Origin of the sequence: Sinomonas cyclohexanicum (assembly GCF_020886775.1) — a bacterium.
GTDB classification, from domain to species: Bacteria; Actinomycetota; Actinomycetes; order Actinomycetales; family Micrococcaceae; genus Sinomonas; species Sinomonas cyclohexanicum.
Window position 1 is genome coordinate 788,873 of record NZ_AP024525.1, and the last position, 26,005, is coordinate 814,877.

Sequence of the window (26,005 nt, forward strand, 5' to 3'; positions counted from 1 at the left end):
GGACTCCCGTGAAGATCGCGATGGTCTCGGGACACGCGAGTCCCCTTGCCGCGGCCCGCGCCGACGGCACGGGCGACCAGAACGTCCATGTGGCGGAGCTGGCCGCCGCGCTGGTCCGGCGCGGACACTCAGTCACGGTGTACACGCGCCGCGACAGCATGAGACTCCACTGGGAGCAGATGCTCCCCAACGGCGTGGGCCTCGTCAACGTCGACGCAGGGCCTCCGCGCACGGTCCTCAAGGAGAAGATCCTCCCGTTCATCCCCGAATTCGCTGACCGGCTTGCGGACCTGTGGTCCGAGGGGGCCCCCGACGTGGTCCACGGCCACTTCTGGATGTCCGGCGTTGCGTGCATCGAGGCCGTCGGCAGGCTTCAAGACCGTGGGATCGATCCCCCTGTGGTCGCGGAGACGTTTCACGCCCTCGGGACGATCGAGCGCCGGCATCAGGACCGCGAGGACACGAGCCCGCCTGAGCGCAAGATCCTCGAGCCGTGGGTGGCCCGCTCGGTGGACCGGGTCATCGCCACCTCTCCCGACGAGGCGTTTGAGCTGCGCAGGCTCGGCGCCCACCGCCAGCGCATCTCGGTCGCGCCCCGCGGCGTTGACACCGAGCTGTTCACGCCCGACGGGCCGGCCCGCCCGCGCGGACAGCGCTTTCGGCTCGCCACCATCGGCCGGCTCGTCCGAGGCAAGGGCGTCGACACCGTCATCGAGGCGCTCGCACTTCTCGCCCGGACGGGCCGGAAGGACGTCGAACTGCTCGTGGTGGGCGGCCCCGTGGCCAAGGACCGGGTGGCCTCCGACCCCGAGGCGCGACGCCTGCGGGACTTGGCCGCATCCCGGGGTGTGGGCGGCCAGGTCATCTTCGCTGGGCAGGTGCCTCACGAGGCGATGCCTGAGCTCATGCGGAGCCTCGACGCCGTGGTCTGCTGCCCGTCGTTCGAAGGTTTAGGCGTCGTGCCTCTCGAGGCCATGGCGACCGGCGTCCCGACCGTGGTCGCTGACGTGGGAGGGCTCGCAGACGCGACGGTCGACGGCGTCACGGGCCTCCACGTCCCGCCCAGGGACCCGCGCGCACTCGCGACGGCGATCTCTAGGCTGGCAGACGATCCCCAGCTGCGGGCCAGGCTCGGCGAGGCCGGGCTGCAGTGTGCCCGGAGCAAGCACACGTGGGACCATGTCGCCGCGGACACCGAGTGGATCTACTACGACATGCGCGACAACTGGGCGCGGCCGGAACCGGACGTCGTCAGATCCCGCCTGCGCCTCCGCCGCGTCGAGGAGGGGGCCTGAGGATGTGCGTACAGTCTCGTGGCGTGGATCCCGCCCATGCAACGCCCGGGCACCCGGCGGCCCCCAAGACCGTGCACGCCGCAGGGAGCGACGCTTCCCGCTCCGCCGCCCGTCGCGGCCTCGCCGCCGAACGCCGCAGCGCGCCCGGCGCATGACCGCCGGCGCGGACAGACCGTGGGAGGAATGACGTGCGTATTGCAGTGGTGGGCGACACGCTCATGGACATCGACCTCCGCGGCCATGCCACGAGGCTCTGCCCCGACGCCCCGGCACCGGTCGTCGACGTCGCCCAGCGGCAGGAGCGCGCCGGCGGCGCGGGCCTCGCAGCGAGGCTGCTTGCGGAGGACAGGCACGACGTCGTCCTCGTCACCGCGCTGGCCGATGACCATGCGGCCCAGCGGCTCCGGGGACTGCTGGACGGAGTGCAGGTGAGCGCGGGCGCGCTCGGGGGCCCGACGCCGGTCAGGATGCGCGTCACGGCGGACGGCCAGCGGATCGCCCGCGTCGACGAGGGCTGCAAGTCCCGTCCGTTCCCGCTCGTGGACCAGTCGATGATCGACTCGCTCGAGGGGGTCGATGCCATCATCGTGGCCGACCGCGGACGCCGCGTCGCCGACGCGCCGACCCTGCGCGCCGCCCTCGCCTCGGCCGCCCGGCGCGTGCCCGTTGTCTGGGACCCGCACCCCAGAGGTGCCCGCCCGACAAGCCACGCTGCCGCCGTGACCCCCAACCTGCCCGAGCTGCTCGCCCTCTCCGGCCGCCCGGTCAGCGACCTCCGTGCTGTGGCGAGCGCCGCGGGCCGACTGCGGCAGCGGTGGGCCGCGGGCGCCGTCGTCGTGACTCTCGCCGAGCGGGGCGCGCTCCTGTGCGGCCTTGAGACGGACGTCCACATCGCCGCGCCCATCGCGGGACTGCGCATCGACGACTCGTCAGGGGCGGGCGGCCGCTTCGTTGCGAGCCTTGCCACTGGCCTCGCCGAGGGCCAAGAGATCCAGTCCGCCGTCGAGGCCGCCGTCTCCGCCTCGGCGTCGTTCCTGGGCCGCGGTGGCGTGTGCTCGCTTGATACCGTGCGCCCCGTCCTCGCTCCTGCTCCAGACGCGGGCGAGACGGAGCCGGAGGAGAGCGCGGCGTTCGCGCTCGCGCGCCGCGTGCAGGCGCTCGGCGGCCGCGTGGTCGCGGTGGGCGGGTCCTTCGACGTTCTCCATGCCGGGCACCTTCGGCTCTTCGAAGCCGCCCGCGACCTTGGAGACTGCCTTGTGGTGTGCCTCGATTCGGACGAGTCGATCCGCCGGATCAAGGGTGGTGCCCGCCCCCTCATGTCACAGGCGGACCGGGTCGAACTGCTCTGGCACTCAGCTGCGTGGACGCCGTCGAGGTGTCCTCCGAGGACACGCCTGAGAGTCTCCTGCGCGAGCTGCGCCCCGATATCTGGGCTACGGGTCCGGAGGACGAGAGGGCGCCGGAGCCCGGCCTGCTGCGCCGCTGGGGCGGCGAGATCGTCAGGGTACCGCTTGAGCCCGGACGGTCGACGACGGGCCTCGCCCGCGCGATCGCCGGCCTCGGCCGCGCGGTGTGAGTCCGCGCGGGCGGGGAAACAGAAGCCTACGCGGGCCTTCGCCCCTGTTGGCCTGCGGGGAAGGAGAACTGACATGCCAGAGAAGAAGACGCCTCCGAGCATCAAGGATCCGAAGATGTACGAGGAGCTGCGGGACGAGGGCGCCTCGAAAGAGAAGGCCGCGCGCATCTCCAACGCGGCGGCCAAGGAGGGCCGCAGTTCCGTGGGCCACCGTGGCGGAGCAGCGGAGAACTACGAGGACCGGACGGTGGAGGAGCTCCGCGATCGCGCCAAGGAGCTTGGGATCGAGCGCTACTCCTCGATGCGCAAGGACGAGCTGATCGATGCCCTCCGGAACCACTGAGGGCCGCCCCCAGCGACTGGTCCTCTACCACCGCCGCGAGACGTACGCCGAGAAGCTGGACCGGAACTGGTCGGAGATCCTGCAGGAGCTCCGGATCCTCCAGACCGGGCTCCAGCTCATCGGCGGCTTCCTCCTGATCCTGCCGTTCCAAGCGCGCTTCACGGTGCTCGACTCCTATGCGAGGACGCTGTACCTGGTTCTCGTGGTCGCCGCGGCCGTCGCGATCCTGGTCGTGCTCACCCCGCTCAGCGTCCACCGGCGGCTCTTCCGTAGGCAGGTCAAGAACCGGCTCGTCACGAGCGGCGTGTGGGCAGCCAAGGTGGGGCTAGGCCTGGCCGGCCTGCTGATCGTGGGCACATGCTCCCTCATCTTCGACGTCGTCATGGGGCTCTGGCAGTCTTGGGTTGTGGCGGGTGCGCTCGCCTTCCTGTGCCTGACCCTCTTCCTCGGGCTGCCGGCCGTCATCGTGCGGAGGCCAGAGCCTACGCCGATTCCCGAGACCGAGGTCATCCGGCGGCTTCCTGCCCATGAGGGCGAACCGGGCGCCGAGGACGGCGGAATCGGCCCTCCGCGGGACATCGACGCCGTTTGAGGAGCTGTGCGGCATGGTGCCGCATGCGTAATTGAAGAACCGACACGCCGCCCCTTGTGCTTGATTTGTTTCCAGTCCTACGGTAATGGCGTGCCCCACGGTGGGTGATCGAGGATGGGGCAGCATCGATCGACAGGAGTGCACAGATGGCAGAGAACGCGATCAAGGCTCGGGCCGCGCGTCGCGGCGGTGCTGTGGTGCGGTATGAGGACCGCACTGTCATGCAGTTGCGTGCGCGGGCCAAGCAGCTCGGGATGCATGGGTACTCGTCAATGCGCAAGGCCGACCTCATCGCGGCCCTCCGCAAGCATTGAGTCTCCTTCCACGGCCACCGGCCCGAGGGCCGTCGGCCCATCATCGGCCCGGCGGCGGGGCGTGCAGCCTCCACCGCACGGGCCGACACTTCGACTCGGTCACGGCCCTAAGTCCCTAGCCCTGCCGGACCGCGGGCCGTAGTCTCGGGCCATGAGCGAAGCACAGGAGTCCGCCCGCCCGGAGCTCGGTATCGTCGTCGGCGTCGACGGCTCGCCCCTCTCGATCGAAGCACTCAAATGGGCCGCACGGCTCGAGCCGACCTTGGGCGGCCCGATCACGGCTGTCGCGGCCTGGCACATCCCCGCGAGCGCCGCCGGATTCGCAGAGTACCCCGGCGTCGGCTGGAACCCCGAAGAGGACGCCGCCACGGTGCTCGAGGGCGCGCTCAAGGACGCCTTTGGAGACCAGCGCCCTGCTGGCCTGACGGCCCGGACCGTCCAGGGGCGCCCCGCGCAGGTCCTCGTGGAGGCCAGCCGCGATGCCTCGATGCTCGTGGTCGGCTCGCGCGGACTGGGGGGCTTCATGGGCATGCTGCTCGGCTCGGTGAGCCGCGCCTGTGCAGAACACGCCGCATGCCCCGTCATGGTGCTGCATGCGCCCGGCGACGAAAAGGCGGGCACGTCCGTGGAAACAGATGAACTGACTCACCGCTAGGGTGCGCGTGCCCTTTACAGCAGGCAATCTCCGGCGTGTACTGGAATCGGCCAGCGTCTTCTTGCGCGGCGCACATGCACCGAACAGCACCAGCACTGACCGAGTCCCCCGGGGGGACCGGGGGGTTGAGAGTTGGGAGGAGAGCAACCCATGAAGAAGTGGACGCGTTGGGAGGACTACGTCGCAATCGTGGCGGGCCTCTACGCGGCGCTGGCAACGATGTGGACGTCGCAGACTACCTCGTCCATGTCGCTGATGCTCGTGTTCGGGATCCTGCTGATTGTCTCGGGTGTCCTCAACCTGTCGCTGCCCGGCACGCCGTGGCTCGAATACGTGCAGTGCGCCCTCGGCGTGCTTCTGTTCGTGTCCCCGTGGATGGGCATGTACACAAGCCACACGGGAGCGTCCTGGACATCGTGGATCGCCGGCATCATCGCCGCTGGAGTGACAGCTGCGGCCTTCAAACCGGCTATGGATGCCAGGCACCACCGGGTGATGCCCTCGCACTGAGCGAGACATTCCTTCACACACAAACACAAGACCCCGTCCAGCACCGCTGGACGGGGTCTTCCGTATCGGAGCCTCCTAGCAGGATCGAACTGCTGACCTTCTCATTACGAGTGAGACGCTCTACCGTCTGAGCTAAGGAGGCATTCCAGTGCTCCCGCTCGAGGCGGAACCACCGGGAAACCACTCTAGACGAGTCGTGCCGCCGGGGTCAAAACGACCGCTGGCCGGTCCGTCGAGCTGCCGGAGTCGGACGGTGGCGGCCACCACCCCCAGCGTGGTGGCCGCCGACATCTTGAGAATCCCCGCCCGAGCGTCCATGACGCGAGTTCGGCGGATCTCTTCGGTCAGCGTTCAGCAGCGCGCGCCGTCGGTGGGGGCCGCCTTGTCCACGAGGTACGCGTCGACGGCGTTGTCCACGCAGGTCGAGCCGCGGCCATAGGCGGTGTGGCCCTCGCCCTTCCACGTCAGCAGGGCGGCGTTGCCGAGCTGGGAACGCAGGTTCCCGGCCCACTCGACCGGCGTGGCCGGATCCCCGGTGGTGCCGACCACGAGGATCGGGCTCTTGCCCGCGTAGTGGGCGGGCGCCGGGGTGCGGACCGGCTTGTACGGCCAGTCGCGGCAGTTCACGGCGCCGTACGCGAAGAACGAGCCGAGCGTGGGGGAGTCCTGCGCGAGCTGCTCCGCCTCGGTGCGCATCGCCGTCGTGCTGGCGTCCATCGGGTAGTCGAGGCAGTTGTATGCCATGAACGCGAACGTGCTGTTGGAGCTGTAGGTGCCGTCCTGCTCGCGGTCCGCGGCGAGGTCGGCGAGGCGGAGCATGCCGCTGCCATCGCCGCGCAGGGCGGTCTTGAGTGCGCTCGTCAGGGCCGGGTAGTTGCTGTCGTTGTACAGCGGCAGGATGAAGCCGTTGACGAAGTCGGTGCCGTTGACGATCCGGCCGCTGCTCGTCGGCAGCGGGTGCGCCGCGACCGATGCGAGGAGTTCCTGGATCTGGGCCACCGCGGCGTCCTCGGGCCCCGTGAGCGGGCAGCCGGACTGGGAGAGGCACGAGCGCACGTACGTGTGCACCGCGGCCTCGAAGGCCCTCGCCTGGCCGCGGGTGATGTCGGTGTTGCTCAGCGACGGGTCCAGGGCGCCGTCGAGCACCATGCGTCCCACCCTGTTGGGGAACAGGCCCGCATAGGTTGCTCCGAGGAACGTGCCGTAGGAGTAGCCGAGGTAGTCCAGCTGCACTTGGCGGGCGGCCGCCGCACGGATGATGTCCATGTCCTTCGCGGCGCTGATCGTGTCGGTGTGCGCGAGGATCGGGCCGCTGTTGGCCGCGCACGCGTCGACGAGCTGCTTCTGCCGCGCGAATGCGGCCTGGAGGCCGGCATCGGTCGAGTAGTCATCGGTGACCTGGCGGCGGGCGTCCTGCTCCGCGTTGCCCACGCACGTCACGGGGGCGGAGCGCTTCACGCCGCGGGGGTCGAACCCGATGATGCTGTAGGAGTCGAGCAGCTTGCCGGTGAACATGGTCTGGGCGGAGTCCTTCACCATGTCGTAGCCCGAGCCGCCCGGGCCGCCGGGATTCACGAGGAGCGTCGCCTTGGCCCGGCGGCCGGTCAGCCGGATGAGGGCCAGCTTCGCCGTGTCACCGGATGGATTCGCGTAGTCGATCGGGACCGAGACGCTCGCGCACTCGAACTGCCCGCCCTCGCACGGCGACCACGAGACGTCCTGGCTGTAGAACCGTTCGAGCCCCGCGGGCGCGCCCTGCGTCGCATCGGGGTCACCGCTCGGCTGGGCCGCGGTCCCGCCGAACGGCATGCAGCCCGTCAGCACGAGCAGCGCCGCGGTGAGCGCGGCGAGCAGCACGGACAGCTTCCGGACGTGGGTCACAGGTCTCCTCAGATCAGGGCCACGGCCATCGCCTCGACCGCGAGGAGCGGCGCGACGTTCGTGGTGGTGATGCGCTGGCGGGTCGTGTTGATCGCGTCCATGCGGGCCAAGGTCGCCTCGGGCGTGGACGATTCGGCGAACCCGCGGATCTCGGCGACGAGCTCGGCGTTGACGGGCTCGACGTCGCCGCCGAGCTGCAGCATGAGCACGTCCCGGTAGAACGAGAGCAGGTCCGTGAGGGTGCGGTCGAGGGAATCGGTCACCGAGCGCTTGGCCCGGCGCTTCTGCTCCTCCTCGAGCTGGCGGACCTGGCCGCGCAGCGACGGCGGGAGCCTGTCTCCCTCGGCAACCCCGAGGGTCTCGAGGAGCCGAGCGCGCTCCGCGGCGTCGCGCTCGTCGTTGGAGGAAGTCGCCTCGTCCGTGGCGATCTTCATGAGTCGCTCCGCGAGCGCCACGGCCTGTGAGACCGTCGTGAGGGCCAGAGGCGCCCGGACGGTTTCGGTGCGGCGCTCCCGGGCCGCGGCGTCGTGCGCGAGGCGCCGGGCGATCCCGATGTGGCTCTGGGCGGCGCGCGCGGCCTCGAGCGCGAGGTGCGGGTCGGCGCCGTCGCGCTCCACTAGCAGGGCCGCGACGTCCGCCACCGGAGGCAGGCGCAGGCCCACCGGGCGGCAGCGGGAGCGGATCGTGACGAGCACGTCCGCGGGCGAGGGGGCGCACAACATCCAGACAGTGCGGGGGGTCGGCTCCTCGATCGCCTTCAGGAGCACGTTCGTGGTGCGCTCGGCCATCCGGTCGGCATCCTCCACCACGATGATGCGGTACCGCCCGCTCTGAGGCCTGTCGCCGGCCTTGGCGACCATCTCGCGCGCGTCCTTGATCGAGATCTGCACGGCCTCCGTGCGCACGAACTCCACGTCGGGGTGCGTCTCCGCGAGCACCTCCTGACAGCCGGCACACACGCCGCAGCCGCGCGCCGTGACGTCCTCGACCTCGCAGGTGAGGGCCGCGGCGAAGGCCTTCGCCGCCGTCGAGCGCCCGGACCCGGGCGGGCCCGTGAACAGCCACGCGTGGGTGAGGCCCTCGCCCGCGGCGGCGCGCCGGAGCTGCTCCACCACGGGCGCCTGGCCGCGCAAGTCGTCCCAGACGCTCATGGGCGGCCCCCGCCCGCCGGGGACGACGCCGGCAGCGCCGCGCGCACCTGAGCCAGGACGTCCGCCGCGAGCGCCTGGGGCGGCCGGGCGGCGTCGAGGACAAGGTAGGAAGCGGGGTGGGAGCGGGCGAGGCCCAGGAACGCGTCCCGCACGCTGCGGTGGAAGGCGTCCGGCTCGGACTCGAGGCGGTCCTCGGCGGCATCCCCGGCGGTGCGGCGCGCGCGGCCCGCGCCGGCGTCGAGGTCGAGCACCACGGTCACGTCGGGCCACAGCCCCTCGGTCGCCCACTCGTTGAGCCCGCGCACATCATCGGCGCCGAGCCCTCGGGCGATCCCCTGGTAGACGATCGAGGAGCCGATGTAGCGGTCCGTGATCACGACGGCGCCCCTCGCCAGCGCGGGCCGGATCGCCTGCGCGACGTGGGCGGCCCTGGCTGCGGCGAAGATGAGGGCCTCGGTACGGGGGTCGATCTCTCCGTGCCCGTGCTCGAGGACGAGGCCGCGCAGCTTCTCGCCGATCTCGGTCCCGCCAGGCTCCCGCGTGAGCAGGACCTCGCGGCCCTCGGCCCGCAGCGCTTCGGCGAGGAGCCGCGCCTGGGTCGACTTGCCGGCGCCGTCGCCGCCCTCGAACGCGACGAAGAGCCCCGGGGCGTGCGGTGCGGCGGGGCTCGGCGATGAGGGGGAGGCGGGGAACGTCACTGACTCAAGGGTACCGGCGGTGATGACACCTCCCGTCAACGGACCGTGGACTCCGCCTCGAATGTGCCGTGTCCTAGATTGGAGGGCATGACCTCTGACGCGACCTCTCCCTCCGGGTACCCACACCTCGACGACGCGGCCCTCGCCGCGCTCGCCCCCGAGACGCTCGCCGTCGCCGCGGGCCGCCCCGAGAGGGGGCCGGACATGCCGGTGAACCCCGAGATCGTCCTCTCCTCGACGTTCGTGGGGCTTGGCGGGGTCGGCGAGGGCTCGCGCGGATACGCCCGGTTCTCGAACCCCACGTGGGAGCCCTTCGAGGACGCCGTCGGCAAGCTCGAGGGTTCGCCGCTCCCCGCGCTCCTGTTCAGCTCCGGCATGGGCGCCGTCGCCGCCGCGATGAGCCTCGTCCCGGTGGGCGGGGTCCTCGTGGCCCCGCGCCACTCGTACTCCGGCACCCTCGGCCTCGCCCAGCTCAAGGCGGAACGCGGCGAGCTGACGCTCCTCGAGGTGGACATCGACGACACCGAGGCCACGGTCGCGGCGCTCGACGGCGCCGACGCCCTCTGGGTCGAGAGCCCCACCAACCCGATGATGGAGGTCGCCGACCTCCCCGCCCTCACCGCCGCCGCCCGCGCCGCCGGGGTGCTCGTCATCGTCGACAACACCTTCGCGACCCCGCTGGGACAGAAGCCGCTCGCGGTGGGCGCGGACGTCGTCGTGCACTCCGCGACCAAGTACCTCGCCGGGCACTCCGACGTGCTGCTCGGCGTGGCGGTGGCGGGCACCGAGCAGCTGCGCTCGCGCCTGCACCAGCACCGGACCCTGCACGGCGCGATCGCCGGGCCGGTCGAGGCCTGGCTCGGCCTGCGCGGCCTGCGCACGCTTGCGCTCCGGGTCGAGCGCTCGCAGGCCACCGCGGGGGAGCTCGCCCGCCGTCTGGACGCCCACCCCGCCGTCGTGCGGGTGCGGTACCCGGGCCTCCCGTCGGACCCTGGCCACCGGCGCGCCGCCGCACAGCTGACCGGCTTCGGCTCGATCGTGAGCATCGAGCTCGACGGCGCCGCGGCCGCCGACGCGTTCGTCTCCCGGGTCGCGCTGTGGCTCCCCGCGACGAGCCTGGGCGGCGTCGAGTCCACGATCGAACGCCGCCGCCGGCACGCCGCCGAGCCGCTGACCGTCCCGGAGGGACTCGTCCGGCTGAGCGTGGGGATCGAGAACGTCGACGACCTCTGGGAAGACCTTCGTCAGGCCCTCGATTCCGGGCGGTAGGCTGTTCCCGTGGACGGCAAACTCCTCATCTACTGGATCCAGTTCGCCACGTTCTACGTGGCGGGGTTCGTCTGTGCTGCCATCGCGGTGTGGGCATTCGTGGACTGCCTGATCCGCAAGGGCCCCCGGTTCGAGGCGAACTCCAAGCGCACCAAGGGCTTCTGGCTCGCGCTCACCGGCGGCGCCGCGTTCGTGACGCTCCTCGGGCTCCTGGTTCCCACCAGCGGGCTGCTCAGCTTCGGCGGATACGGGCTGTTCAACATCGCCGCCGTGACGGCCGCGGGCGTGTACCTCGCGGACGTGCGCCCCGCGGTCGCCTCCCGCTGACCCTGCGTGGTCGAGAAGGCGCGGCCTATCCGGACGCCGTCCGGGCACGTGGGGTCCGGCCGCCCCGGACAGCCGAGGCCCGGGCGCAGGCTGCCGGGCGTCGTCGTGGGCAACGTGACCCGGGGCACCACCAACCCCAACCGCATGCGCCGGGTGGACCGGTGGATCACCGGGACCCAGGCGCGCCGGCTCCTCGCGCACGCGGGGCCGCCGCACGCCGTCGACCTCGGGTACGGCGCCTCGCCGATCACCGCGGTCGAGCTCTTCACCCGGCTGCGCGACGTCCGGCCCGACGTCCGCCTCACGGGGATCGAGATCGAGCCGGGCCGCGTCGCCGCCGCGAAGCCTCTCGAGCGCGAGGGCCTCGACTTCCGCGTGGGCGGGTTTGAGCTTCCCGTCGAGGGGCACCCCGTCCTCGTGCGGGCGTTCAACGTGCTGCGGCAGTACGAGGAGGCGGACGTCCCCGGCGTCTGGGACCTGGTCCGCTCGCGGCTCGCGCCGGACGGCATCTTCGTCGAGGGGACCTGCGACGAGATCGGCCGCCGCTCCGCCTGGGTGACGCTCGACGCCGCGGGTCCCCGCGCGCTGACCCTCGCCCTGCGCTTCGGCTCGTTCGCGCTCCCCTCGGACGTGGCCGAACGGCTCCCCAAGGCCCTCATCCACCGCAACGTGCCCGGCGAGCGCGTCCACGCGTTCCTCTCCGCGCTCGACGCCGCGTGGCTGGCGGCCGCCCCGCTCGCACCGTTCGGGGTGCGTCAGCGCTGGCTCGCCATGTGCCGGACGGTCAAGGCCGACGGGTGGCCGGTGCTCCACGGGCTGTCCCGATGGCGGCTGGGCGAGGTCACAGTCCGCTGGGAGGCCGTGGCGCCCGATAGCATGGCCCCATGACCTACACGCTCATCCTGCTGCGCCATGGGCACAGCGAGTGGAACGCCAAGAACCTGTTCACCGGCTGGGTGGACGTGGACCTGAACGACCAGGGACGCGAGGAGGCCCGCCGCGGCGGCCAGATGCTCGCCGACAAGGGCCTCCTGCCGGACATCCTCCACACGTCCCGCCTCAAGCGCGCGATCAACACCGCGAACATCGCCCTCGATGTGGCGGACCGCGGCTGGATCGACGTCAAGCGCTCCTGGCGGCTTAACGAGCGCCACTACGGTGCGCTGCAGGGCAAGGACAAGGCCCAGACGCTCGCCGAGTTCGGCGAGGAGCAGTTCATGGTGTGGCGCCGCTCCTACGACACCCCGCCGCCGCCCCTCGCCGACGACTCCGAGTTCTCGCAGGTGGGCGATCCGCGCTACGCAGACCTCGGCAACGACATGCCGCGCACGGAGTGCCTCAAGGACGTCCTCGAGCGGCTCATGCCGTACTGGGAGTCCGAGATCAAGGAGGACCTCAAGGCCGGCAAGACGGTCCTCGTGACCGCGCACGGCAACTCGCTCCGCGCGCTCGTGAAGCACCTCGACGGCATCAGCGACGAGGACATCGCGGGCCTGAACATCCCCACGGGCATTCCGCTCGTCTACGAGCTCGACGAGGACTTCGCGCCGACCAACCCCGGCGGCATGTACCTCGACCCGGAGGCCGCCGCCGCCTCGATCGAGGCGGTCAAGAACCAGGGCCGCAAGTAGCGGCCTGACCAGGACGGCTTAACCACGACGGCGGCCGCTCACCCCACGAGGGGTGAGCGGCCGCCGTCGTGCGTACCGGAAGTGTGGGTCAGCTCGAGGTGTTGTCGCCGTCCCACTCGCCGGTCACGAGGTAGGAGACCTTGCGGCTCACGGAGACCCCGTGGTCGGCGAAGCGCTCGAAGTAGCGGCTCGCGAGGGCGGCGTCGACCGCGAGGGCGGGCGAGCCGGTCCACGACGGATCAGCGATCGCGCGGAACACGCTCGCGTGCAGCTCGTCCAGCTCGGCGTTGGCGGCCTGGATCTTCGACGTGCGCTCGAGATTGTGGTCCTCGAGGAGCCCAGTCACCTCGGCGATGATCGTGGCGTCGAGCTCGGCCATGCGGGCGAACGTCTTCTCGAGCGCCTCGGGCGCGGCCTTCTCCGGGTAGCGCAGGCGGGCGAGCTGGGCGATGTGGCGGGCCAGGTCCCCCATGCGCTCGAGCGAGGCGCTCATGCGCAGCGAGCCCACGATCACGCGCAGGTCCGAGGCTACGGGGCCCTGGAGGGCGAGGATCTCGATCGCCTTCTCGTCGAGGGCGGTCTGGAGGAAGTCGATGCGCGCGTCGGCGGCGATGACCTCCTGGGCGAGCTCGACGTCCGCGGTCGTGAAGGCCTCGACCGATCGGTCCAGCGCCTCGGCCACCAGCTTGGCGATCTCGACGAGATCCTCGTGGACCTTCTGCAGCTCCTCCTGGAATACCTTTCGCACTGCGGCGTCCTTTCACAGGGGTTGACGAGTGTGCGCCCCCATGAGGGCACTCCGACTCGTCACACTCTCAGCGGCGGATGAATAGTTGCCCGCCTCAGGGTGAACGTTAGTTGAACCGCGCCCGCGCGAGCCACCCTCGCGGTCACGGGGCGCCGCTGCTCGTCCTAAGCTGGCTACGTGGATCCTCTCGTCGTCGGCATCGTGGCGGGCCTCATCGGCCTGTCGTTCGGCGCCTTCGGCGTGCTCGCCTTCCGTGCCAGCCAGCGCCAGCGGCGCCTGCTCGAAGGCCCGGTGGGCGAGCCGAGCCTGCCCGCCGGCGCCACGGACGTCCTGTCCGTGCTCGGCAAGGCATTCGTTGTGGTCGATGCGATCGACGGCGTGGTGCGCGCGAGCCCGGCCGCCTACGCCTATGGGCTCGTGCGGGGCCATACCGTGGTGCACACGGAGCTGCTGGCCATGACCGCGAAGGTGCGCGGCAACGGCGTCATCCTCGAGAAGCAGCTCGAGCTGCCCCGCGGACCGCTCGGGCAGGGGACCATCATCGTCAACGTCCGGGCCGCCGTCCTCGGGGACGAGTACATCCTGCTCCTCGCCGACGACCGCACCGAGATCACCCGCACCGAGCGCATCCGCAACGACTTCGTGGCGAACGTGTCCCACGAGCTCAAGACCCCGGTCGGGGCCATCTCGCTCCTCGCGGAGGCCCTTGAGGCGAGCCCTGAGGACGAGGCGGCCGTGCGGCGCTTCGCCGCGCGCATGCGCAAGGAGGCGAGCCGTCTGGCGGCCCTCGTCCAGGACATCATCGAACTCTCCCGCCTCCAGGGGGCGGACATCGTGCACATGGGCAGGGCCGTGGACCTCAACGAGGTGGTGGCCGACGCCGTCGACCGCTCCCGCCTTGCGGCCGAGGCGAAGTCCATCGAGGTGCGCGTGGGCGGGCACGTGGAGGTGCCCGTGTTCGGCGACGCCGACCTGCTGACCAACGCGCTGCGCAACCTCATCGACAACGCCATCCGCTACTCGCCCGCGCACACGAAGGTGGGGATCGGACTCAAGCACAAGGACGGCCTCGTCTCCGTGTCCGTCACCGATCAGGGCGAGGGCATGACGCCCGAGGACCAAGGGCGTGTGTTCGAGCGGTTCTACCGCGTGGATGCGGCCCGCTCGCGCCGGACCGGCGGGACGGGCCTGGGGCTCAGCATCGTCAAGCACGTCGTCGAGAACCACGGCGGAGAGGTGACGCTGTGGTCGCAGCCAGGCAAGGGCTCCACCTTCACGGTGCGGCTGCCCGAGATGGAAGAGGACCCCGAAGGCAACGGGCCTGACGGGCAGAACCAGCATGACCGGACGGCCGGGCGGCCGCCGGAGCAAGGAGCGTTTCCGTGAGCAGGATCCTGATCGTCGAGGACGAGGAGTCGTTCAGCGACCCCCTCTCGTTCCTTCTGGCGAAGGAGGGCTACGAAGTCGAGGTCGTGGACAACGGAAGTGACGCGCTCGTCGAGTTCGACCGCAACGGCGCCGACCTCGTGCTCCTGGACCTGCAGCTCCCCGGGACCCCGGGAACCGAGGTGTGCCGGCAGCTGCGGGCGCGCTCGAGCGTGCCCGTGATCATGCTGACCGCGAAGGACTCGGAGATCGACAAGGTGGTGGGCCTCGAGCTCGGCGCCGACGACTACGTCACCAAGCCGTACTCCTCGCGTGAGCTCGTGGCGCGCGTGCGGGCCGTGCTGCGCAGGCACGGCGAGCCGGAGGAGCTCATCTCCTCGACGGTCCACGCGGGCCCGGTGCGCATGGACGTGGAGCGGCACGTGGTGAGCGTGGACGGCGAGCAGGTCTCGCTGCCGCTGAAGGAGTTCGAGCTGCTCGAGATGCTCCTGCGCAACTCCGGGCGCGTCCTCACGCGCGGCCAGCTGATCGACCGTGTGTGGGGCTCCGACTACGTGGGGGACACCAAGACCCTCGACGTGCACGTCAAGCGGCTCCGCAGCAAGATCGAGCCGGACCCGTCGAGCCCGCGCTACCTCGTCACTGTGCGCGGCCTGGGCTACAAGTTCGAGCCCTGATCCACGCCCTCCCGTCCTGGTCCCCCCGTCCGGGGGTCGCCTTCTGTGGGTGAGCTTCTGGGTGTCAGCTTCCGGGTGTCACCTTCTGTGGGTCCTCGGTCTGGGGATCACGCGAGGTGACCTTCGGGAGGTGACTTTCAGAATGCGGCGTAGCGCGCACGACGGCGGCCGGTCACCTGGCGGTTTCTAGTGGTCGTTGCAACACCGCTGGTTGATCAGGTGGAGGTTAGCAGGTCGCGCAGGCGCTCGGCTGGGGTCTTCCAGCCGAGCGTCTTGCGTGGTCGGGCGTTGAGTTCCTGGGCGACGTGCTCGAGGTCCTCGGGGCCGTAGACCGACAGGTCGGTGCCCTTGGGGAAGTACTGGCGCAGCAGGCCGTTGGTGTTCTCGTTGGTCCCGCGCTGCCAGGGGCTGGCCGGGTCGCAGAAGTACACGTCCATGCCGGTGGCGAGCGTGAACGTGCGGTGGCGGGCCATCTCGGAGCCCTGGTCCCAGGTCAGGGACCCGCGCAGGTGCTCCGGGAGGGTCTGCACGGTCTCGATGAGGGCGTCGCGGACGCTGGCCGCGTCGTGCCCGTGGGGCAGGTGCAGGAGCATCACGTAGCGGGTGGTGCGCTCGACCAGGGTCCCGATCGCGGACCGGTTGGAGGCGCCGGTGATCAGGTCCCCTTCCCAGTGCCCGGGCACGGCGCGGTCCTGGACCTCGGCGGGCCGGTCGGAGATCATGACCATGCCCTCGAACCGCGGGATCCGTTCGGTCCCGTCGCGGTGCGGGCGGCGGACGGCCCGGCCGGTGCGCAGGGACGCGGCGACCTCGCGTTTGAGGCCTCCGCGTCCTTGGACGTAGATGGCCTGGTAGACGGTCTCGTGGCACACGCGCATCTCCGCATCGTGGGGATAGTCCTGCACCAGAGCATGGCAGATCTGCTCCGGGGACCACCGCGTGGCCAGCTTCCCCGCGACGTAGTCCCGCAGCGGGCCCGGCCGGGCGAGCTTGGCCTGCCTGGGCCGGGGACGGCGCACGGCGGCCGCCCGCTGGGCGGCATAGGGGAAGTACCGCCCGTCGGTGCTGTTGCGGGCGATCTCCCGGGAGACGGTGGAGGCGGACCGGCCCAGCTGCCGGCCGATCTCCCGCAGTGTGGCCCCGGCGGCGAGCAGGTCCCCGATCCGTTCCCGCTCGGGCAGGGACAGGTAGCGCGGATCAAGGGGCTTCTCCACTCCGGCCAGCGGCACCGCTGCGCTGACGGAGGGGGCGCGGGCTTCCATGGGAATGTTGTAGTCCACCACGCGCCCGTCCCGGTACCGGCGCCCGTTGCCCAGCTTGTGGACCCCGTTGTCCCATTCCTGAGCGGTCGTGCGGTGGATCCCGAGCCGCTCGGCGGCCTCAGTCCGGCTGAGGCCCTCGCGCCGGAGCCGGTGGAAGTCCCCCCGCGCAGGCCTGTCCGAGCGCTTCCGCGCCAGCCCGGCCTTCCGCACCCACCCATACCCCGTGTTCCGGTTCACGCCCAGCTCCGCCGAAACAGCCGTCACCGACTCCCCGGCACGCACACGCTCCACGAACCCCTCACGGAACCGGGCCCTCCCAGCATCTCCATCCCCATAACGCGGCACGGTCGTTGCAACTCCTCAAAGTCCGAGGTGTTGCAACGACCGTTAGAACCCAAGCCTTTCGCTGGAAAGGTGACCGGCCGCCGTCGTGCTTGTGTACTAGCGGCTCTGCGTCGCGGAGGCGGAGGCGGAGGCCGATCCCGATGCCGAGCCGGACGCCGATCCCGATGCCGAGCCGGACGGGGTGGCCGAGGAGGTTGCCGACGGGGTCGGGATGTACTGGCGGTACTCGGCGAGCGTGCCGTCGAGCACCGGGACCTCGACGTCCTGGCTCGTGCCGTCCGCCGTGAAGGAGACCTTGGCGAGGGCGCCGGGCACAGCGCCCGCCTTAGACAGGGTGACGTTCGTGCCGGGCTTGGACAGCTCGACCTCGCCCTTCTTCGGCACGTCGATGCGGATCGTGTTCGCGTCATCCTTGACGGTGAGGGTCACGTCCTTGTCCGACGTGTTGAAGACCGTGCCGAGCAGTCGGCCCTGGCTGCCGGCCGAGGCGCTGCTCGAGGACGTCGGCTGGTCCGCCGAGACGATCAGCATGTTGCGCAGCTGGAGCACGCCGATGTCGGTGCGGACGCCGTCAGACGCCGAGTACGTGTGGGTGGTCTGCTGGGCGTTGATGTAGCCGCAGCCCGTGGCGGTCAGCATGCCGACGCCCAGCGCGGCGACGAGGGCGACGCGCTTGGCCGGCTTCGTTGCAGAGAAACGCACAGCTGGCTCCTGATCAGGGTGTGAGGAAGTCTGGTCGGGCTTAGCCTATCGCCAATTTCGACGTTCTGTAGATTCGGCGCGCGTCACGCACCGGGGGCGTCCAGCACGGGCCGATGACCCGTCCGTGACGCGCGCGTCCGCGGACGTGAAGCATCTTTTTCGCTCCTGGTCAACCCCTGTGACGCCGCTCGACGGTCCGACTTCCGCGTAATTCCGCGGTTCTCGGGCAGCCCCGGGCCCGGGTCGAAGGGCAGACGTGGTAGACTAGTCTGCGGGAAAGGGGAATGTCCACATGGTTTTTGAGGTTGGCGAGACGGTTGTTTATCCCCACCACGGTGCAGCCAAGATCGAAGAGATCAAAATGCGCACCATCAAGGGCGAAGAGAAGATGTACCTCAAGCTCAAGGTGGCTCAGGGGGACCTGACGATTGAAGTACCGGCCGAGAATGTGGACCTTGTCGGGGTCCGCGATGTCGTGGGCAAGGAAGGCCTCGAGCACGTGTTCGATGTGCTCCGTGCCGAGTTCACCGAGGAGCCGACCAACTGGTCGCGCCGCTACAAGGCGAACCTCGAGAAGCTTGCCTCCGGCGATGTGATCAAGGTCGCCGAGGTCGTGCGCGACCTGTGGCGCCGTGACCAGGACCGCGGACTCTCCGCGGGCGAGAAGCGTATGCTGGCCAAGGCCCGCCAGATCCTCATCTCGGAGCTTGCGCTCGCGGAGAAGACGGACGAGGAGCAGGCGGCGACTGTGCTCGATGAGGTCCTCGCGTCCTGAGGCACCGATGCTGGCCACGAGGGCCCCGACAGCTTTGGCTGTCGGGGCCCTCGTGCATTTCCAGGCCCGCTCACGCCGTCGTCTAGGCTGGAGGCCATGACTGACGCCCCCCATCTGGCCGCCCCGACCGCCGTCGTGATCGTGGCGGCGGGCTCCGGGACACGGCTCGGCTACGGGCTGCCGAAGGCGCTCGTGCCGCTCGCGGGGGCACCGCTCCTGCTCCACACGCTCCGGGGCGCCGCCGGGGCAGGCCTCGCCCAGCAGCTCTGCGTGGCCGTGCCGGCCGGGGACACCGAGCTGACGGAGCTGTGCCGCACGTTCGCGGAGGAGCTCGGCGAGGGCGGTCTGCAGATCACTGTCGTGGAGGGCGGCGCGACGCGCGCAGACTCGGTGCGAGCCGCCCTCGCCGCGCTCGCTCCCGGCACCGGTCACGTCCTCGTCCACGACGCCGCCCGGCCGCTCACGCCGTCGGACGTCTTCCACCGCGTCGCCGAGGCCCTGGACAGGGGAGCGGCTGCCGTCATCCCGGCCATGCCGGTGGTGGACACGATCAAGTCCACCGCCCCGACGGAGGGCGACGCCGCAGCGATCGCGGCCGAGGTCGTGACAGGCACGGCGGTGCGCGAGCAGCTGCGCGCGGTGCAGACCCCTCAGGGTTTCGACGCCGCGACCCTCCTGCGCGCCCACGAGGTCGCCGCCGGATGGGAGCCGGAGCAGGCCGCGGCGATCACCGACGACGCGATGCTCGTCGAGTCCCTCGGCACCCCCGTCTACGTGGTCCCCGGCGACCTGCAGTCCTTCAAGGTGACCACTCCCATGGACCTCCACTTCGCCGAGACGTTCATCGCCGCGCAGGGCTGAGGAGGCACCCTTGGATTCCGCACCGATCCTTCCCCGCACGGGAATCGGCATCGACGTGCACGCGTTCGCGCCGGACGACGCGCCCCGCCCCCTGTGGCTCGGTGGACTGAAGTGGGAGGGCGAGCGCGGACTCGCGGGCCACTCGGACGCTGACGCCGTGGCGCACGCCGCCGCCAATGCGCTGTTCTCCGCGGCAGGGCTCGGGGACCTCGGCACGCATTTCGGCACAGACCGCCCCGAGTATGCGGGCGCGTCCGGACTGACGCTCCTGGCCGAGGCGGCGCGGATCGTGCGCGAGGCGGGCTTCGGGATCGGGAACGTCGCGGTGCAGCTCGTGGCGCAGAGGCCCAAGTTCGGCCCGAGGCGCGCCGAGGCGGAGCGGGTGCTCTCCGAGGCAGCCGGCGCGCCCGTGGGCGTCACGGCAGCGACCACGGACCACCTCGGCTTCACAGGTCGCGGCGAGGGCATCGCTGCGATCGCGACGGCGCTTGTCTACCCGGCCCCGGGCTCGATCAGCCCCGACTCGTAGGCGAGCACGACGGCCTGCACCCGGTCCCGCAGGCCCATCTTGGCGAGGATCCGGCCAAGGTGCGTCTTGACGGTCGTCTCGGAGAGGAACAGCTCCGCCGCCACCTCGGTGTTGGACATCCCGTGGCCCACGGCCGCGAGGACCTCGAGCTCCCGTGGGGTCAGCCCGGCAAGCTGGCCCGCGGGGCGCCCCGGTGCGGGGCGGCGCACGAACTGCTCGACGAGCCGGCGGGTTACCGTGGGTGCGAGGAGCGTCTCGCCCGCCGCGACGGCCCGGACACCGTGGCTCAGCTCGGCGGCGGGGACGTCCTTGAGCAGGAACCCGCTCGCGCCCGCGCGAATCGCGTCGTAGACGTACTCATCGAGGTCGAAGGTGGTGAGCATGAGCACCCTTGCGGTGCCGGCCGAGCAGATCCGCCGGGTCGCCTCGATCCCGTCCATGACCGGCATGCGCACATCCATGAGCACGACGGCGGGTGCAAGCCGTGCGCACTCCCTCACCGCGGCAGCCCCGTCGGCTGCGGTCCCCACGACTGTCAGATCAGGCTGAGCGTCGAGGATCATCGCAAATCCGTCCCGGACGAGTGTCTGGTCGTCGGCCACCAAGACAGTGATCGCCTGCCGGTCCGCGACCGCTCCGATGGACCCCGACGGAGGAGCCGCGGCCGCGTCGTCGCGTGTCATGCCGACCCCAGCGGAAGGGTCGCCCTCACGCGGAAGCCGCGTGTCGGCGTCGGGCCCGCTTCGAGCGAGCCGCCGCACAGCTCGATCCTCTCGCGCATGCCGCGCAGCCCCACACCCGCACCCGCGCTGCCGAGCGGCACGACGTCGCCGGGAGTGCCGTCGTCCTCGACGTCAATCCGCAGGCTGTCTGTGCCGTAGACATAGGCGACGTGGGCTGCGCTGGTCTGGGAGTGCTTGACCACGTTCGTGAGCGACTCCTGCACCACCCGGTAGGCCGCAAGGTCGGCGGTTGGGGCGAGGGGGTAGGGCTCGCCGTCGGTCCGGACGGATACGGCAAGGCCACTAGAGCGCAGGCGATCAAGCAGAGCGGGGACGTCGGCCAGGCCTGGCTGCGGAGCTAGCGCGGCGCCCCCGTCGCTGCGCAGCCTCCCGAGCATGGTCCGCAGCTCGCGCAGGGCCTCGCGGCCCGTGGCCTCGACCGCCTCGAGCGCCCGGTGGGCGCGGGCGGGGTCGGCGTCGAGGACGCTGTTGGCAGCCCCCGCCTGGATCACCATGACGCTCACGGCGTGAGCGACGACGTCGTGCAGCTCCCGTGAGATGCGCGTCCGCTCGAGCTCGACCTGCGCTGCGGCCTCGGCGTCGCGCGACGCCGCAAGCTCCCGCGCCGTGGCCTCGAGGGCCGCGAGCGCCCGCTTGCGGCTCGCGAGGAGGCGCGAGATGCCGAAGACGGCGAACATGACAGCCGAGTTCCACAGGAAGGACCCGACGGGGTCTTGGAAGCCGACCGAGACCGTCACGTCCAGGAGGGCCGTCCCGAACAGCCCCACCCAGAGTGGCCGGGAGGCGGCGAGGCCCCAGATCACGGCCATCCCCGCGACGAGGGTCGACGTCGAGTTGTCGAGGTGATAGCCGAGCGTGGGTCCCGCCGCGAACACGGCCCCCGCGAGCAGCACCGCGGCGTGCGGCTGCCGTCGGCGCAGGAGCACCGCCACGACGAGGATCCCTACGATGAGGGCCCGCTGCGCCGGCGTCCACGCCACAATCGCACCGATCGCCTCGATCAGCGCGAACACGACGACGAGGGCCGCCATCGACACGTCCCCGGACCACGTCGGGAGGGGCCGCTTCCACGATCGGCGGGCGGGGGCCGCAACCATGGCTCGACCATACGCCGGGCTCCACGCGGGCACCACGTCCTGGAGGACGACTCGTGTCGTCCCCAGGGATGACCCGTGACGGCCCGGGCATCGACCTGCGCGGCGGCGAAACCGTCCCACGGCACGATCCGTCGGCGTACCCCAGCTCCGTACGGTTCAGGGGTCGGCTACATCCCCTCCCTACCGATTCCTAGGAGAGACCAATGGTTATCACATCAGCCTCATCACGCACGACGGCGGGCGGCCGGTCCGGCGCGCTGCGCACCTACGCGGGCTTCACCAGCCTCATCCTGTTCTTCGCCGGAGCCCTCGCAAGCCAATTCCTCTTCTCCGACGACGGCAGCGACCCCGCGTCGGCACTGAGGACTTCCGCGGCGAACCCGGGCCGCGCCATGTCGCTGGGGTGGACCCTCCTCGCGCTTGCGGCGCTTTTCCTCGGCGGCGTGCTCTTTCTCGCCGGCGCCACCCGCGCGCGCGGCTCCGGCTGGGGCTCGGCGGGCCTCGTCGCGGGGCTCCTCGGCACCGTCGGAACGGGCCTGATCGGGATGCACTCCTTCATGACTGCCGCACTGTCCCAGACCCCGCTCGGAACCGCGGTGGCCACGAGCGCAGCCCTCGACGGGCTCGGCGGCTGGCTCACCCTGCCGCTCATGGCCTGCCAAGTCCTCTCGGTGCCCCTGTTCGCAGTCGCGCTCTGGCGGGCCGGGCTCGCGCACTGGTGGGTCCCGGCGGCCGGGGCGCTCTCCCTCGCTGTGACGTTCCTTCCCGTGCCATTGAGCGGACAGGCGTCGTTTGCCCTCGCCCTCGCCGCACTGGGCTGGGCCGGGCTCGCTGTGATCCGTCGGCGGCGTGCCGCGGGCTGGGGCGAGGAGCCGACCCCAGTACACCGGGCATGGGCCGGTGCCATCTGCGCGGTCGCGCTCCTGATGCTCAGCGCCATCAAGGACCTCGTGTTTGCCGGCGCCGACGACCCCGACGCCGCCCTCGCTGCCGTCGGTTCAGATCCCACGCCCCTCGTCATCGAGGGCACCATCGCGCTCGCCGTTGCAGCGCTCTTCGGCGGGACGGCAGCGTTCCTCGCAGGAGCGGTCCGCGGTCGGGGAACCGGGCTGGCGATCGCCGGCACCGTCTGCGGGATTCTCGGCACCGTGTCGATCTCCGCGATGGGAGCCCTGGACTTCCTCACCGGTGCCCTGTCGGTGAGCCATGCCGGCGCGGGAGTCTTCGGTCCGCTCGGCGGGATCCTCTTCCCGGGGTTCCTGCCGCTCTTCCTCGCCGAGAACGTCATGCTGGTCGCTTTCGCCGCGGCGCTGTGGCGGGCCCGTGTCACCGGATGGATTCCGTTCGCCCTCGCGCTCGTCTTTGGGGCAGCAGCACAGCTTCATCCCCTGGGTCCGGCGGCCGTCGGACAGATGCTCCTCGGGCTCATCGTCGTGGCATGGATCTCGTACGGTGTGCTGCGCGCGCGGGGTGCGCTGCCCGGCGTCGCGCGCCGCCAAGGTATGCGGACGACCGCGCGTGCAGCCGCCCAGGGGACGCTTGGCTGAACGGGCTGCCCCGGCCGCATCGATTAGAATGGATGGCTGGTCCCGCGTCGGGCCAGCCAATCCTGTACCCAACCGCTTGGAGTCCCGCATGAAGAAGTCGCTCGCTGCCGCCGCACTGGCCGCCACGATGCTGCTCACGGCGTGCGGCGGGGATGGGCGGATGAGCGTGCAGGATAGCTGCAAGTTCCTCAGCACGGACGTCTTCCAGCCAACCGGCAATGCCGTCCAGCAGGCCCGGCAGAAGGCTGACCACTACAAGGAGGTCGCCGCGAAGGTCGACCCCGCAATTGGTGCGTTCATTCAGACGATGGCTGACCTCGAGCAGAAGGTCGCTTCGTCGTCGACGGCAGTGGCCACCCCTGAGCAGCAGAAGCAGCTCAGCGATGCCTTCAACAACATCGGCAAGGTCTGCGGCAACTGAGACCGTCTGAAAGCCACCTCCTGAAGGTCACCTCGTGTGGCTCCCGGGAGATGACCTCCGGAACCTGCCCTACCGATACCCTTATCCAGTGACCCTGCGCTTCTACGATTCCGCCACCGCCGAAGTCCGTGACTTCGTCCCGCTCGAGCCCGGCAAGGCCTCGGTGTACTACTGCGGTGCCACGGTGCAGGGCTCGCCGCACGTGGGGCACGTGCGCTCGGCGATCGTGTTCGACCAGCTCACACGCTGGCTGCAGTACCGCGGCTTCGCCACGACCGTGGTCCGCAACGTCACCGACATCGACGACAAGATCCTTGCCAAGTCCGAGGCGAGCTTCGCCCCCGATTTCGACCCAGACGGCACGTACATCCCGCGTGAGGAGTGGTTCGCGCTCGCGTACCGGTTCGAGCAGGAGTTCGAGACCGCGTACGAGGTCCTCGGCGTACAGCGACCCACCTACGAGCCGCGGGCTACCGGCCACATCACGGAGATGCACGAGCTCATCCAGCGCCTCATCGACCGCGGGCACGCCTACCCCGCGGGGGACGGGTCCGGGGACGTGTACTTCGACGTGCGCTCGTGGCCGGCGTACGGCTCGCTGACCCGGCAGAGCATCGACGACATGCAGGCGGCGGCGGATGCGGACCCCCGGGGGAAACGGGACCCCCGCGATTTCGCCCTCTGGAAGGGCCACAAGGACGGCGAGCCGGAGACGGCGTCGTGGCCGTCTCCGTGGGGCCGCGGCCGGCCCGGCTGGCACCTCGAGTGCTCCGCGATGGCTACGAAGTACCTCGGCGCCCGGTTCGACATCCACGGCGGAGGCCTCGACCTGCGCTTCCCGCACCACGAGAACGAGCTCGCCCAGTCCGCCGCCGCCGGCGACGGCTTCGCGAACTTCTGGATGCACAACGGCATGGTCACGTTCGAGGGCGAGAAAATGTCGAAGTCCATCGGCAACGTCATCTCGCCTGCCGAGATGCTCGAACTCGCCTCGCCCCGCGTGGTCCGCTACTACCTCGGCCAGGCCCACTACCGGTCCGTCCTCGACTACCGGCCCACCTCGCTGCAGGAGGCGGCGGCCGCCGTCGAACGGATCGACGGGTTCATCGCCAAGGCACTCGCCGCGGCGGCGCGGGCCGCGAACGCTGGCGTCCTGACGGAAACGTTCGGGATGTTCTCCTACGGCATCGTGCCGGAGGTGTTCGCGGACGCCATGGACGACGATCTCAACATTCCACAGGCCCTCGCCGCCCTCCATGACACGGTGCGCCGGGGGAACACCGCCCTCGCGGACGGCGACGTCGAGGCGTCCAACGCCGCCCTCGACGAGGTCCAGGCGATGACCCGCGTCCTCGGCCTCGACGCCACCGGGGGGCACGCGGCGTCGTGGGCCGGCGGCCCGGAAGAGACAGCGCACCGCGCACTGTCCGCCCTCGTCGAGGCGCGGCTCGCCGACCGTGCCGCGGCGCGCGCCGCCAAGGACTGGGCCGCGGCCGACGCGATCCGGGACTCGCTCGCGCAGGCGGGCATCGCCGTCGAGGACTCCGCCGACGGGGCCACATGGAGCCTCGCCGCCACGACCGAATCCAGCGCGCAGAGCGCGTCCACCAACCGAACGGGAGCATAGATGGCCGCCAAGGGACGCCCGGGAGCCGCGAAGAACAAGAAGGGCCCCACGACGGGCACGGGTGGCCACGGCCGCAAGGCCCTCGAGGGCAAGGGCCCCACGCCCAAGGCCGAGGACCGCGTGTACCACAAGGCCTACCGGACCAAGCAGCTCGCCGAGCGGTCCGCCGCGAAGCGGTCTGGCCAGCCGGGCCGCCTCGCCGCGGGCCGCGGCGGCGCTTCCGGCCGCGCCAAGGGATCCGAGGAGATGGTCACCGGGCGCAACTCCGTGGTCGAGGCGCTGCGCGCGGGCGTGCCCGCCAAGGCACTGTACGTTGCGGTGCGGATCGAGATGGACGACCGTGTGCGCGAGGCCATGAAGCTCGCCGCCGAGGCCGGCATCGCGCTCCTCGAGGCCCAGAAGCCGGAGCTCGACCGCATGACTGACGACGCGATCCACCAGGGCCTGGCCCTGCAGGTCCCGCCGTACGTGTACCCGGACGCGTTCGAGCTCGCCGAAGAGACGCACGAGAAGTGGCGCAAGGGCCACATCGCGAACGCTCCTCTCTTCGTGGCACTCGACGGCATCACCGACCCGCGCAACCTCGGGGCGATCATCCGATCCGTCTCCGCGTTCTCGGGGCACGGCGTGATCGTTCCCGAGCGGCGCTCGGTCGGCATGACCGCGGCGGCATGGAAGACGTCCGCCGGCGCAGCCGTGCGTGTGCCGGTGGCGAAGGCCCCGAACCTGAACACGGTGCTGCGGCAGATGAAGGAGCTCGGGATCTTCGTCCTCGGGCTCGACGGCGACGGCGACGTCGCGCTTCCCGGCCTCGCGCTCGCGACCGAGCCGGTCTGCCTCGTGGTGGGCTCCGAGGGCAAGGGCCTCTCGCGGCTCACCCGCGAGCTGTGCGACCAGATCGTCTCGATCCCGATCGACTCCGACATGGAGTCGCTCAACGCCGGCATGGCCGTGGCGATCTCCCTGTACGAGGTCTCGACCCGGCGCGCGGCAGCGGAGGCCCCGGCCGGCTGACCAGCTGAGCGCACGACGGCGGGTTCCCA

At 71.0% G+C, this 26,005-nt stretch carries 28 protein-coding genes, 1 tRNA gene and 1 pseudogene; 21 read left to right on the forward strand and 9 right to left on the reverse strand.

The features are described 5' to 3' along the window. The first annotated feature begins 8 nt into the window (after window positions 1–8). The 8 genes and pseudogenes from SCMU_RS03825 (at window position 9) to SCMU_RS03855 (ending at window position 5,285) form a co-directional block, all read left to right on the forward strand. A complete protein-coding gene (locus tag SCMU_RS03825; RefSeq protein ID WP_229231696.1) occupies window positions 9–1,295 on the forward strand; it encodes a glycosyltransferase in 1,287 nt (428 codons plus the stop codon). A 23-nt stretch (window positions 1,296–1,318) separates the two neighbouring features. Beyond that, window positions 1,319–1,450: a hypothetical protein gene (locus tag SCMU_RS20685; RefSeq protein ID WP_274602922.1), complete on the forward strand. Its 132-nt coding sequence runs from the start codon at window positions 1,319–1,321 to the stop codon at window positions 1,448–1,450. Between the two features lie 63 nt (window positions 1,451–1,513). After that, window positions 1,514–2,608, forward strand: a pseudogene (locus SCMU_RS03830) (PfkB family carbohydrate kinase); the annotation flags it as partial. A gap of 336 nt (window positions 2,609–2,944) precedes the next feature. Beyond that, window positions 2,945–3,214 carry a Rho termination factor N-terminal domain-containing protein gene (locus SCMU_RS03835; protein ID WP_229232926.1) on the forward strand — a complete coding sequence of 90 codons (270 nt, stop codon included), beginning with the start codon at window positions 2,945–2,947 and terminating at the stop codon, window positions 3,212–3,214. Then, a complete protein-coding gene (locus tag SCMU_RS03840) occupies window positions 3,195–3,806 on the forward strand; it encodes a DUF6328 family protein (RefSeq protein ID WP_229231697.1) in 612 nt (203 codons plus the stop codon). The genes SCMU_RS03835 and SCMU_RS03840 overlap by 20 nt, the downstream gene beginning before the upstream one ends. Window positions 3,807–3,952: 146 nt before the next feature. After that, entirely contained in the window at window positions 3,953–4,120 is a 168-nt protein-coding gene (locus SCMU_RS03845) for a Rho termination factor N-terminal domain-containing protein (protein ID WP_229231698.1), read from the forward strand. Window positions 4,121–4,271: 151 nt separating this feature from the next. Then, the gene (locus SCMU_RS03850; RefSeq protein ID WP_229231700.1) at window positions 4,272–4,775 is read left to right on the forward strand and encodes a universal stress protein; all 504 of its coding nucleotides are present in this window, start codon (window positions 4,272–4,274) and stop codon (window positions 4,773–4,775) included. Between the two features lie 150 nt (window positions 4,776–4,925). Continuing rightward, complete coding sequence (locus SCMU_RS03855) at window positions 4,926–5,285, forward strand: SPW repeat protein (protein ID WP_229231702.1); 360 nt, start codon at window positions 4,926–4,928, stop codon at window positions 5,283–5,285. Window positions 5,286–5,354: 69 nt separating this feature from the next. On the opposite strand, the gene SCMU_RS03860 is transcribed toward SCMU_RS03855, so the two are convergent. The 4 genes from SCMU_RS03860 to tmk form a co-directional block, all read right to left on the reverse strand. Continuing rightward, a tRNA-Thr gene (locus SCMU_RS03860) sits at window positions 5,355–5,427 on the reverse strand. A gap of 209 nt (window positions 5,428–5,636) precedes the next feature. Beyond that, a complete protein-coding gene (locus SCMU_RS03865; RefSeq protein WP_229231704.1) occupies window positions 5,637–7,166 on the reverse strand; it encodes an alpha/beta hydrolase in 1,530 nt (509 codons plus the stop codon). 8 nt (window positions 7,167–7,174) lie between these two features. Next, window positions 7,175–8,317, reverse strand: a complete 1,143-nt coding sequence (locus SCMU_RS03870; protein ID WP_229231705.1) for a DNA polymerase III subunit delta' — start codon at window positions 8,315–8,317, stop codon at window positions 7,175–7,177. Continuing rightward, window positions 8,314–9,015: a dTMP kinase gene (gene tmk, locus SCMU_RS03875; protein ID WP_229231706.1), complete on the reverse strand. Its 702-nt coding sequence runs from the start codon at window positions 9,013–9,015 to the stop codon at window positions 8,314–8,316. The genes SCMU_RS03870 and tmk overlap by 4 nt, the downstream gene beginning before the upstream one ends. Before the next feature lie 87 nt (window positions 9,016–9,102). Here tmk and SCMU_RS03880 point away from each other — a divergent pair, with 87 nt between their 5' ends. The 4 genes from SCMU_RS03880 (at window position 9,103) to SCMU_RS03895 (ending at window position 12,242) form a co-directional block, all read left to right on the forward strand. Then, window positions 9,103–10,284: a trans-sulfuration enzyme family protein gene (locus tag SCMU_RS03880; protein WP_229231707.1), complete on the forward strand. Its 1,182-nt coding sequence runs from the start codon at window positions 9,103–9,105 to the stop codon at window positions 10,282–10,284. Between the two features lie 9 nt (window positions 10,285–10,293). Continuing rightward, on the forward strand, window positions 10,294–10,611 hold the full coding sequence (locus SCMU_RS03885; protein WP_229231708.1) for a DUF2516 family protein: 318 nt from the start codon (window positions 10,294–10,296) through the stop codon (window positions 10,609–10,611). Between the two features lie 105 nt (window positions 10,612–10,716). After that, on the forward strand, window positions 10,717–11,499 hold the full coding sequence (locus SCMU_RS03890; protein ID WP_229231709.1) for a class I SAM-dependent methyltransferase: 783 nt from the start codon (window positions 10,717–10,719) through the stop codon (window positions 11,497–11,499). Beyond that, the gene (locus SCMU_RS03895; protein ID WP_229231710.1) at window positions 11,496–12,242 is read left to right on the forward strand and encodes a phosphoglyceromutase; all 747 of its coding nucleotides are present in this window, start codon (window positions 11,496–11,498) and stop codon (window positions 12,240–12,242) included. The genes SCMU_RS03890 and SCMU_RS03895 overlap by 4 nt, the downstream gene beginning before the upstream one ends. An 88-nt stretch (window positions 12,243–12,330) precedes the next feature. Here SCMU_RS03895 and phoU read toward each other — a convergent pair whose 3' ends face one another. Then, window positions 12,331–12,990 carry a phosphate signaling complex protein PhoU gene (gene phoU / locus SCMU_RS03900; protein ID WP_229231711.1) on the reverse strand — a complete coding sequence of 220 codons (660 nt, stop codon included), beginning with the start codon at window positions 12,988–12,990 and terminating at the stop codon, window positions 12,331–12,333. 177 nt (window positions 12,991–13,167) lie between these two features. Here phoU and SCMU_RS03905 point away from each other — a divergent pair, with 177 nt between their 5' ends. Together SCMU_RS03905 and SCMU_RS03910 are read left to right on the forward strand one after the other, a co-directional pair. Then, window positions 13,168–14,376 (forward strand): sensor histidine kinase, encoded by a 1,209-nt coding sequence (locus SCMU_RS03905; RefSeq protein ID WP_229231713.1) that lies wholly within the window; start codon window positions 13,168–13,170, stop codon window positions 14,374–14,376. Further along, the gene (locus SCMU_RS03910; protein WP_229231715.1) at window positions 14,373–15,053 is read left to right on the forward strand and encodes a winged helix-turn-helix domain-containing protein; all 681 of its coding nucleotides are present in this window, start codon (window positions 14,373–14,375) and stop codon (window positions 15,051–15,053) included. Before SCMU_RS03905 ends, SCMU_RS03910 begins: the two co-directional genes overlap by 4 nt. A gap of 215 nt (window positions 15,054–15,268) precedes the next feature. Here SCMU_RS03910 and SCMU_RS03915 read toward each other — a convergent pair whose 3' ends face one another. Both SCMU_RS03915 and SCMU_RS03920 read right to left on the reverse strand, forming a co-directional pair. Beyond that, window positions 15,269–16,414 carry an IS30 family transposase gene (locus SCMU_RS03915; protein ID WP_443020264.1) on the reverse strand — a complete coding sequence of 382 codons (1,146 nt, stop codon included), beginning with the start codon at window positions 16,412–16,414 and terminating at the stop codon, window positions 15,269–15,271. 342 nt (window positions 16,415–16,756) lie between these two features. Beyond that, entirely contained in the window at window positions 16,757–17,362 is a 606-nt protein-coding gene (locus SCMU_RS03920; protein WP_229231716.1) for a hypothetical protein, read from the reverse strand. A 292-nt stretch (window positions 17,363–17,654) separates the two neighbouring features. On the opposite strand from SCMU_RS03920, the gene SCMU_RS03925 reads away from it, so the two are divergent. The 3 genes from SCMU_RS03925 (at window position 17,655) to ispF (ending at window position 19,527) form a co-directional block, all read left to right on the forward strand. Next, window positions 17,655–18,137, forward strand: a complete 483-nt coding sequence (locus tag SCMU_RS03925) for a CarD family transcriptional regulator (RefSeq protein ID WP_066495480.1) — start codon at window positions 17,655–17,657, stop codon at window positions 18,135–18,137. A 96-nt stretch (window positions 18,138–18,233) separates the two neighbouring features. Next, window positions 18,234–18,998, forward strand: coding sequence for a 2-C-methyl-D-erythritol 4-phosphate cytidylyltransferase (gene ispD, locus SCMU_RS03930; protein WP_229231717.1), 765 nt, complete (start codon window positions 18,234–18,236; stop codon window positions 18,996–18,998). A gap of 10 nt (window positions 18,999–19,008) precedes the next feature. Beyond that, window positions 19,009–19,527: a 2-C-methyl-D-erythritol 2,4-cyclodiphosphate synthase gene (gene ispF, locus SCMU_RS03935; RefSeq protein ID WP_229231719.1), complete on the forward strand. Its 519-nt coding sequence runs from the start codon at window positions 19,009–19,011 to the stop codon at window positions 19,525–19,527. Here the strand turns inward: ispF and SCMU_RS03940 are convergent. Continuing rightward, window positions 19,491–20,090: a LuxR C-terminal-related transcriptional regulator gene (locus SCMU_RS03940; RefSeq protein ID WP_229232928.1), complete on the reverse strand. Its 600-nt coding sequence runs from the start codon at window positions 20,088–20,090 to the stop codon at window positions 19,491–19,493. The genes ispF and SCMU_RS03940 overlap by 37 nt on opposite strands. A 116-nt stretch (window positions 20,091–20,206) precedes the next feature. Beyond that, on the reverse strand, window positions 20,207–21,367 hold the full coding sequence (locus SCMU_RS03945; RefSeq protein WP_229231721.1) for a sensor histidine kinase: 1,161 nt from the start codon (window positions 21,365–21,367) through the stop codon (window positions 20,207–20,209). A gap of 203 nt (window positions 21,368–21,570) precedes the next feature. Between SCMU_RS03945 and SCMU_RS03950 the strand changes: the two genes are divergently transcribed. The 4 genes from SCMU_RS03950 (at window position 21,571) to rlmB (ending at window position 25,976) form a co-directional block, all read left to right on the forward strand. After that, the gene (locus SCMU_RS03950) at window positions 21,571–22,914 is read left to right on the forward strand and encodes a hypothetical protein (RefSeq protein ID WP_229231723.1); all 1,344 of its coding nucleotides are present in this window, start codon (window positions 21,571–21,573) and stop codon (window positions 22,912–22,914) included. A gap of 88 nt (window positions 22,915–23,002) precedes the next feature. Continuing rightward, window positions 23,003–23,335 carry a hypothetical protein gene (locus tag SCMU_RS03955; RefSeq protein ID WP_229231724.1) on the forward strand — a complete coding sequence of 111 codons (333 nt, stop codon included), beginning with the start codon at window positions 23,003–23,005 and terminating at the stop codon, window positions 23,333–23,335. An 88-nt stretch (window positions 23,336–23,423) separates the two neighbouring features. Next, window positions 23,424–24,962, forward strand: a complete 1,539-nt coding sequence (cysS, locus tag SCMU_RS03960) for a cysteine--tRNA ligase (protein ID WP_229231726.1) — start codon at window positions 23,424–23,426, stop codon at window positions 24,960–24,962. Beyond that, window positions 24,963–25,976 carry a 23S rRNA (guanosine(2251)-2'-O)-methyltransferase RlmB gene (rlmB, locus tag SCMU_RS03965; protein WP_229231728.1) on the forward strand — a complete coding sequence of 338 codons (1,014 nt, stop codon included), beginning with the start codon at window positions 24,963–24,965 and terminating at the stop codon, window positions 25,974–25,976. It begins immediately after the preceding gene. Window positions 25,977–26,005 lie beyond the last annotated feature (29 nt).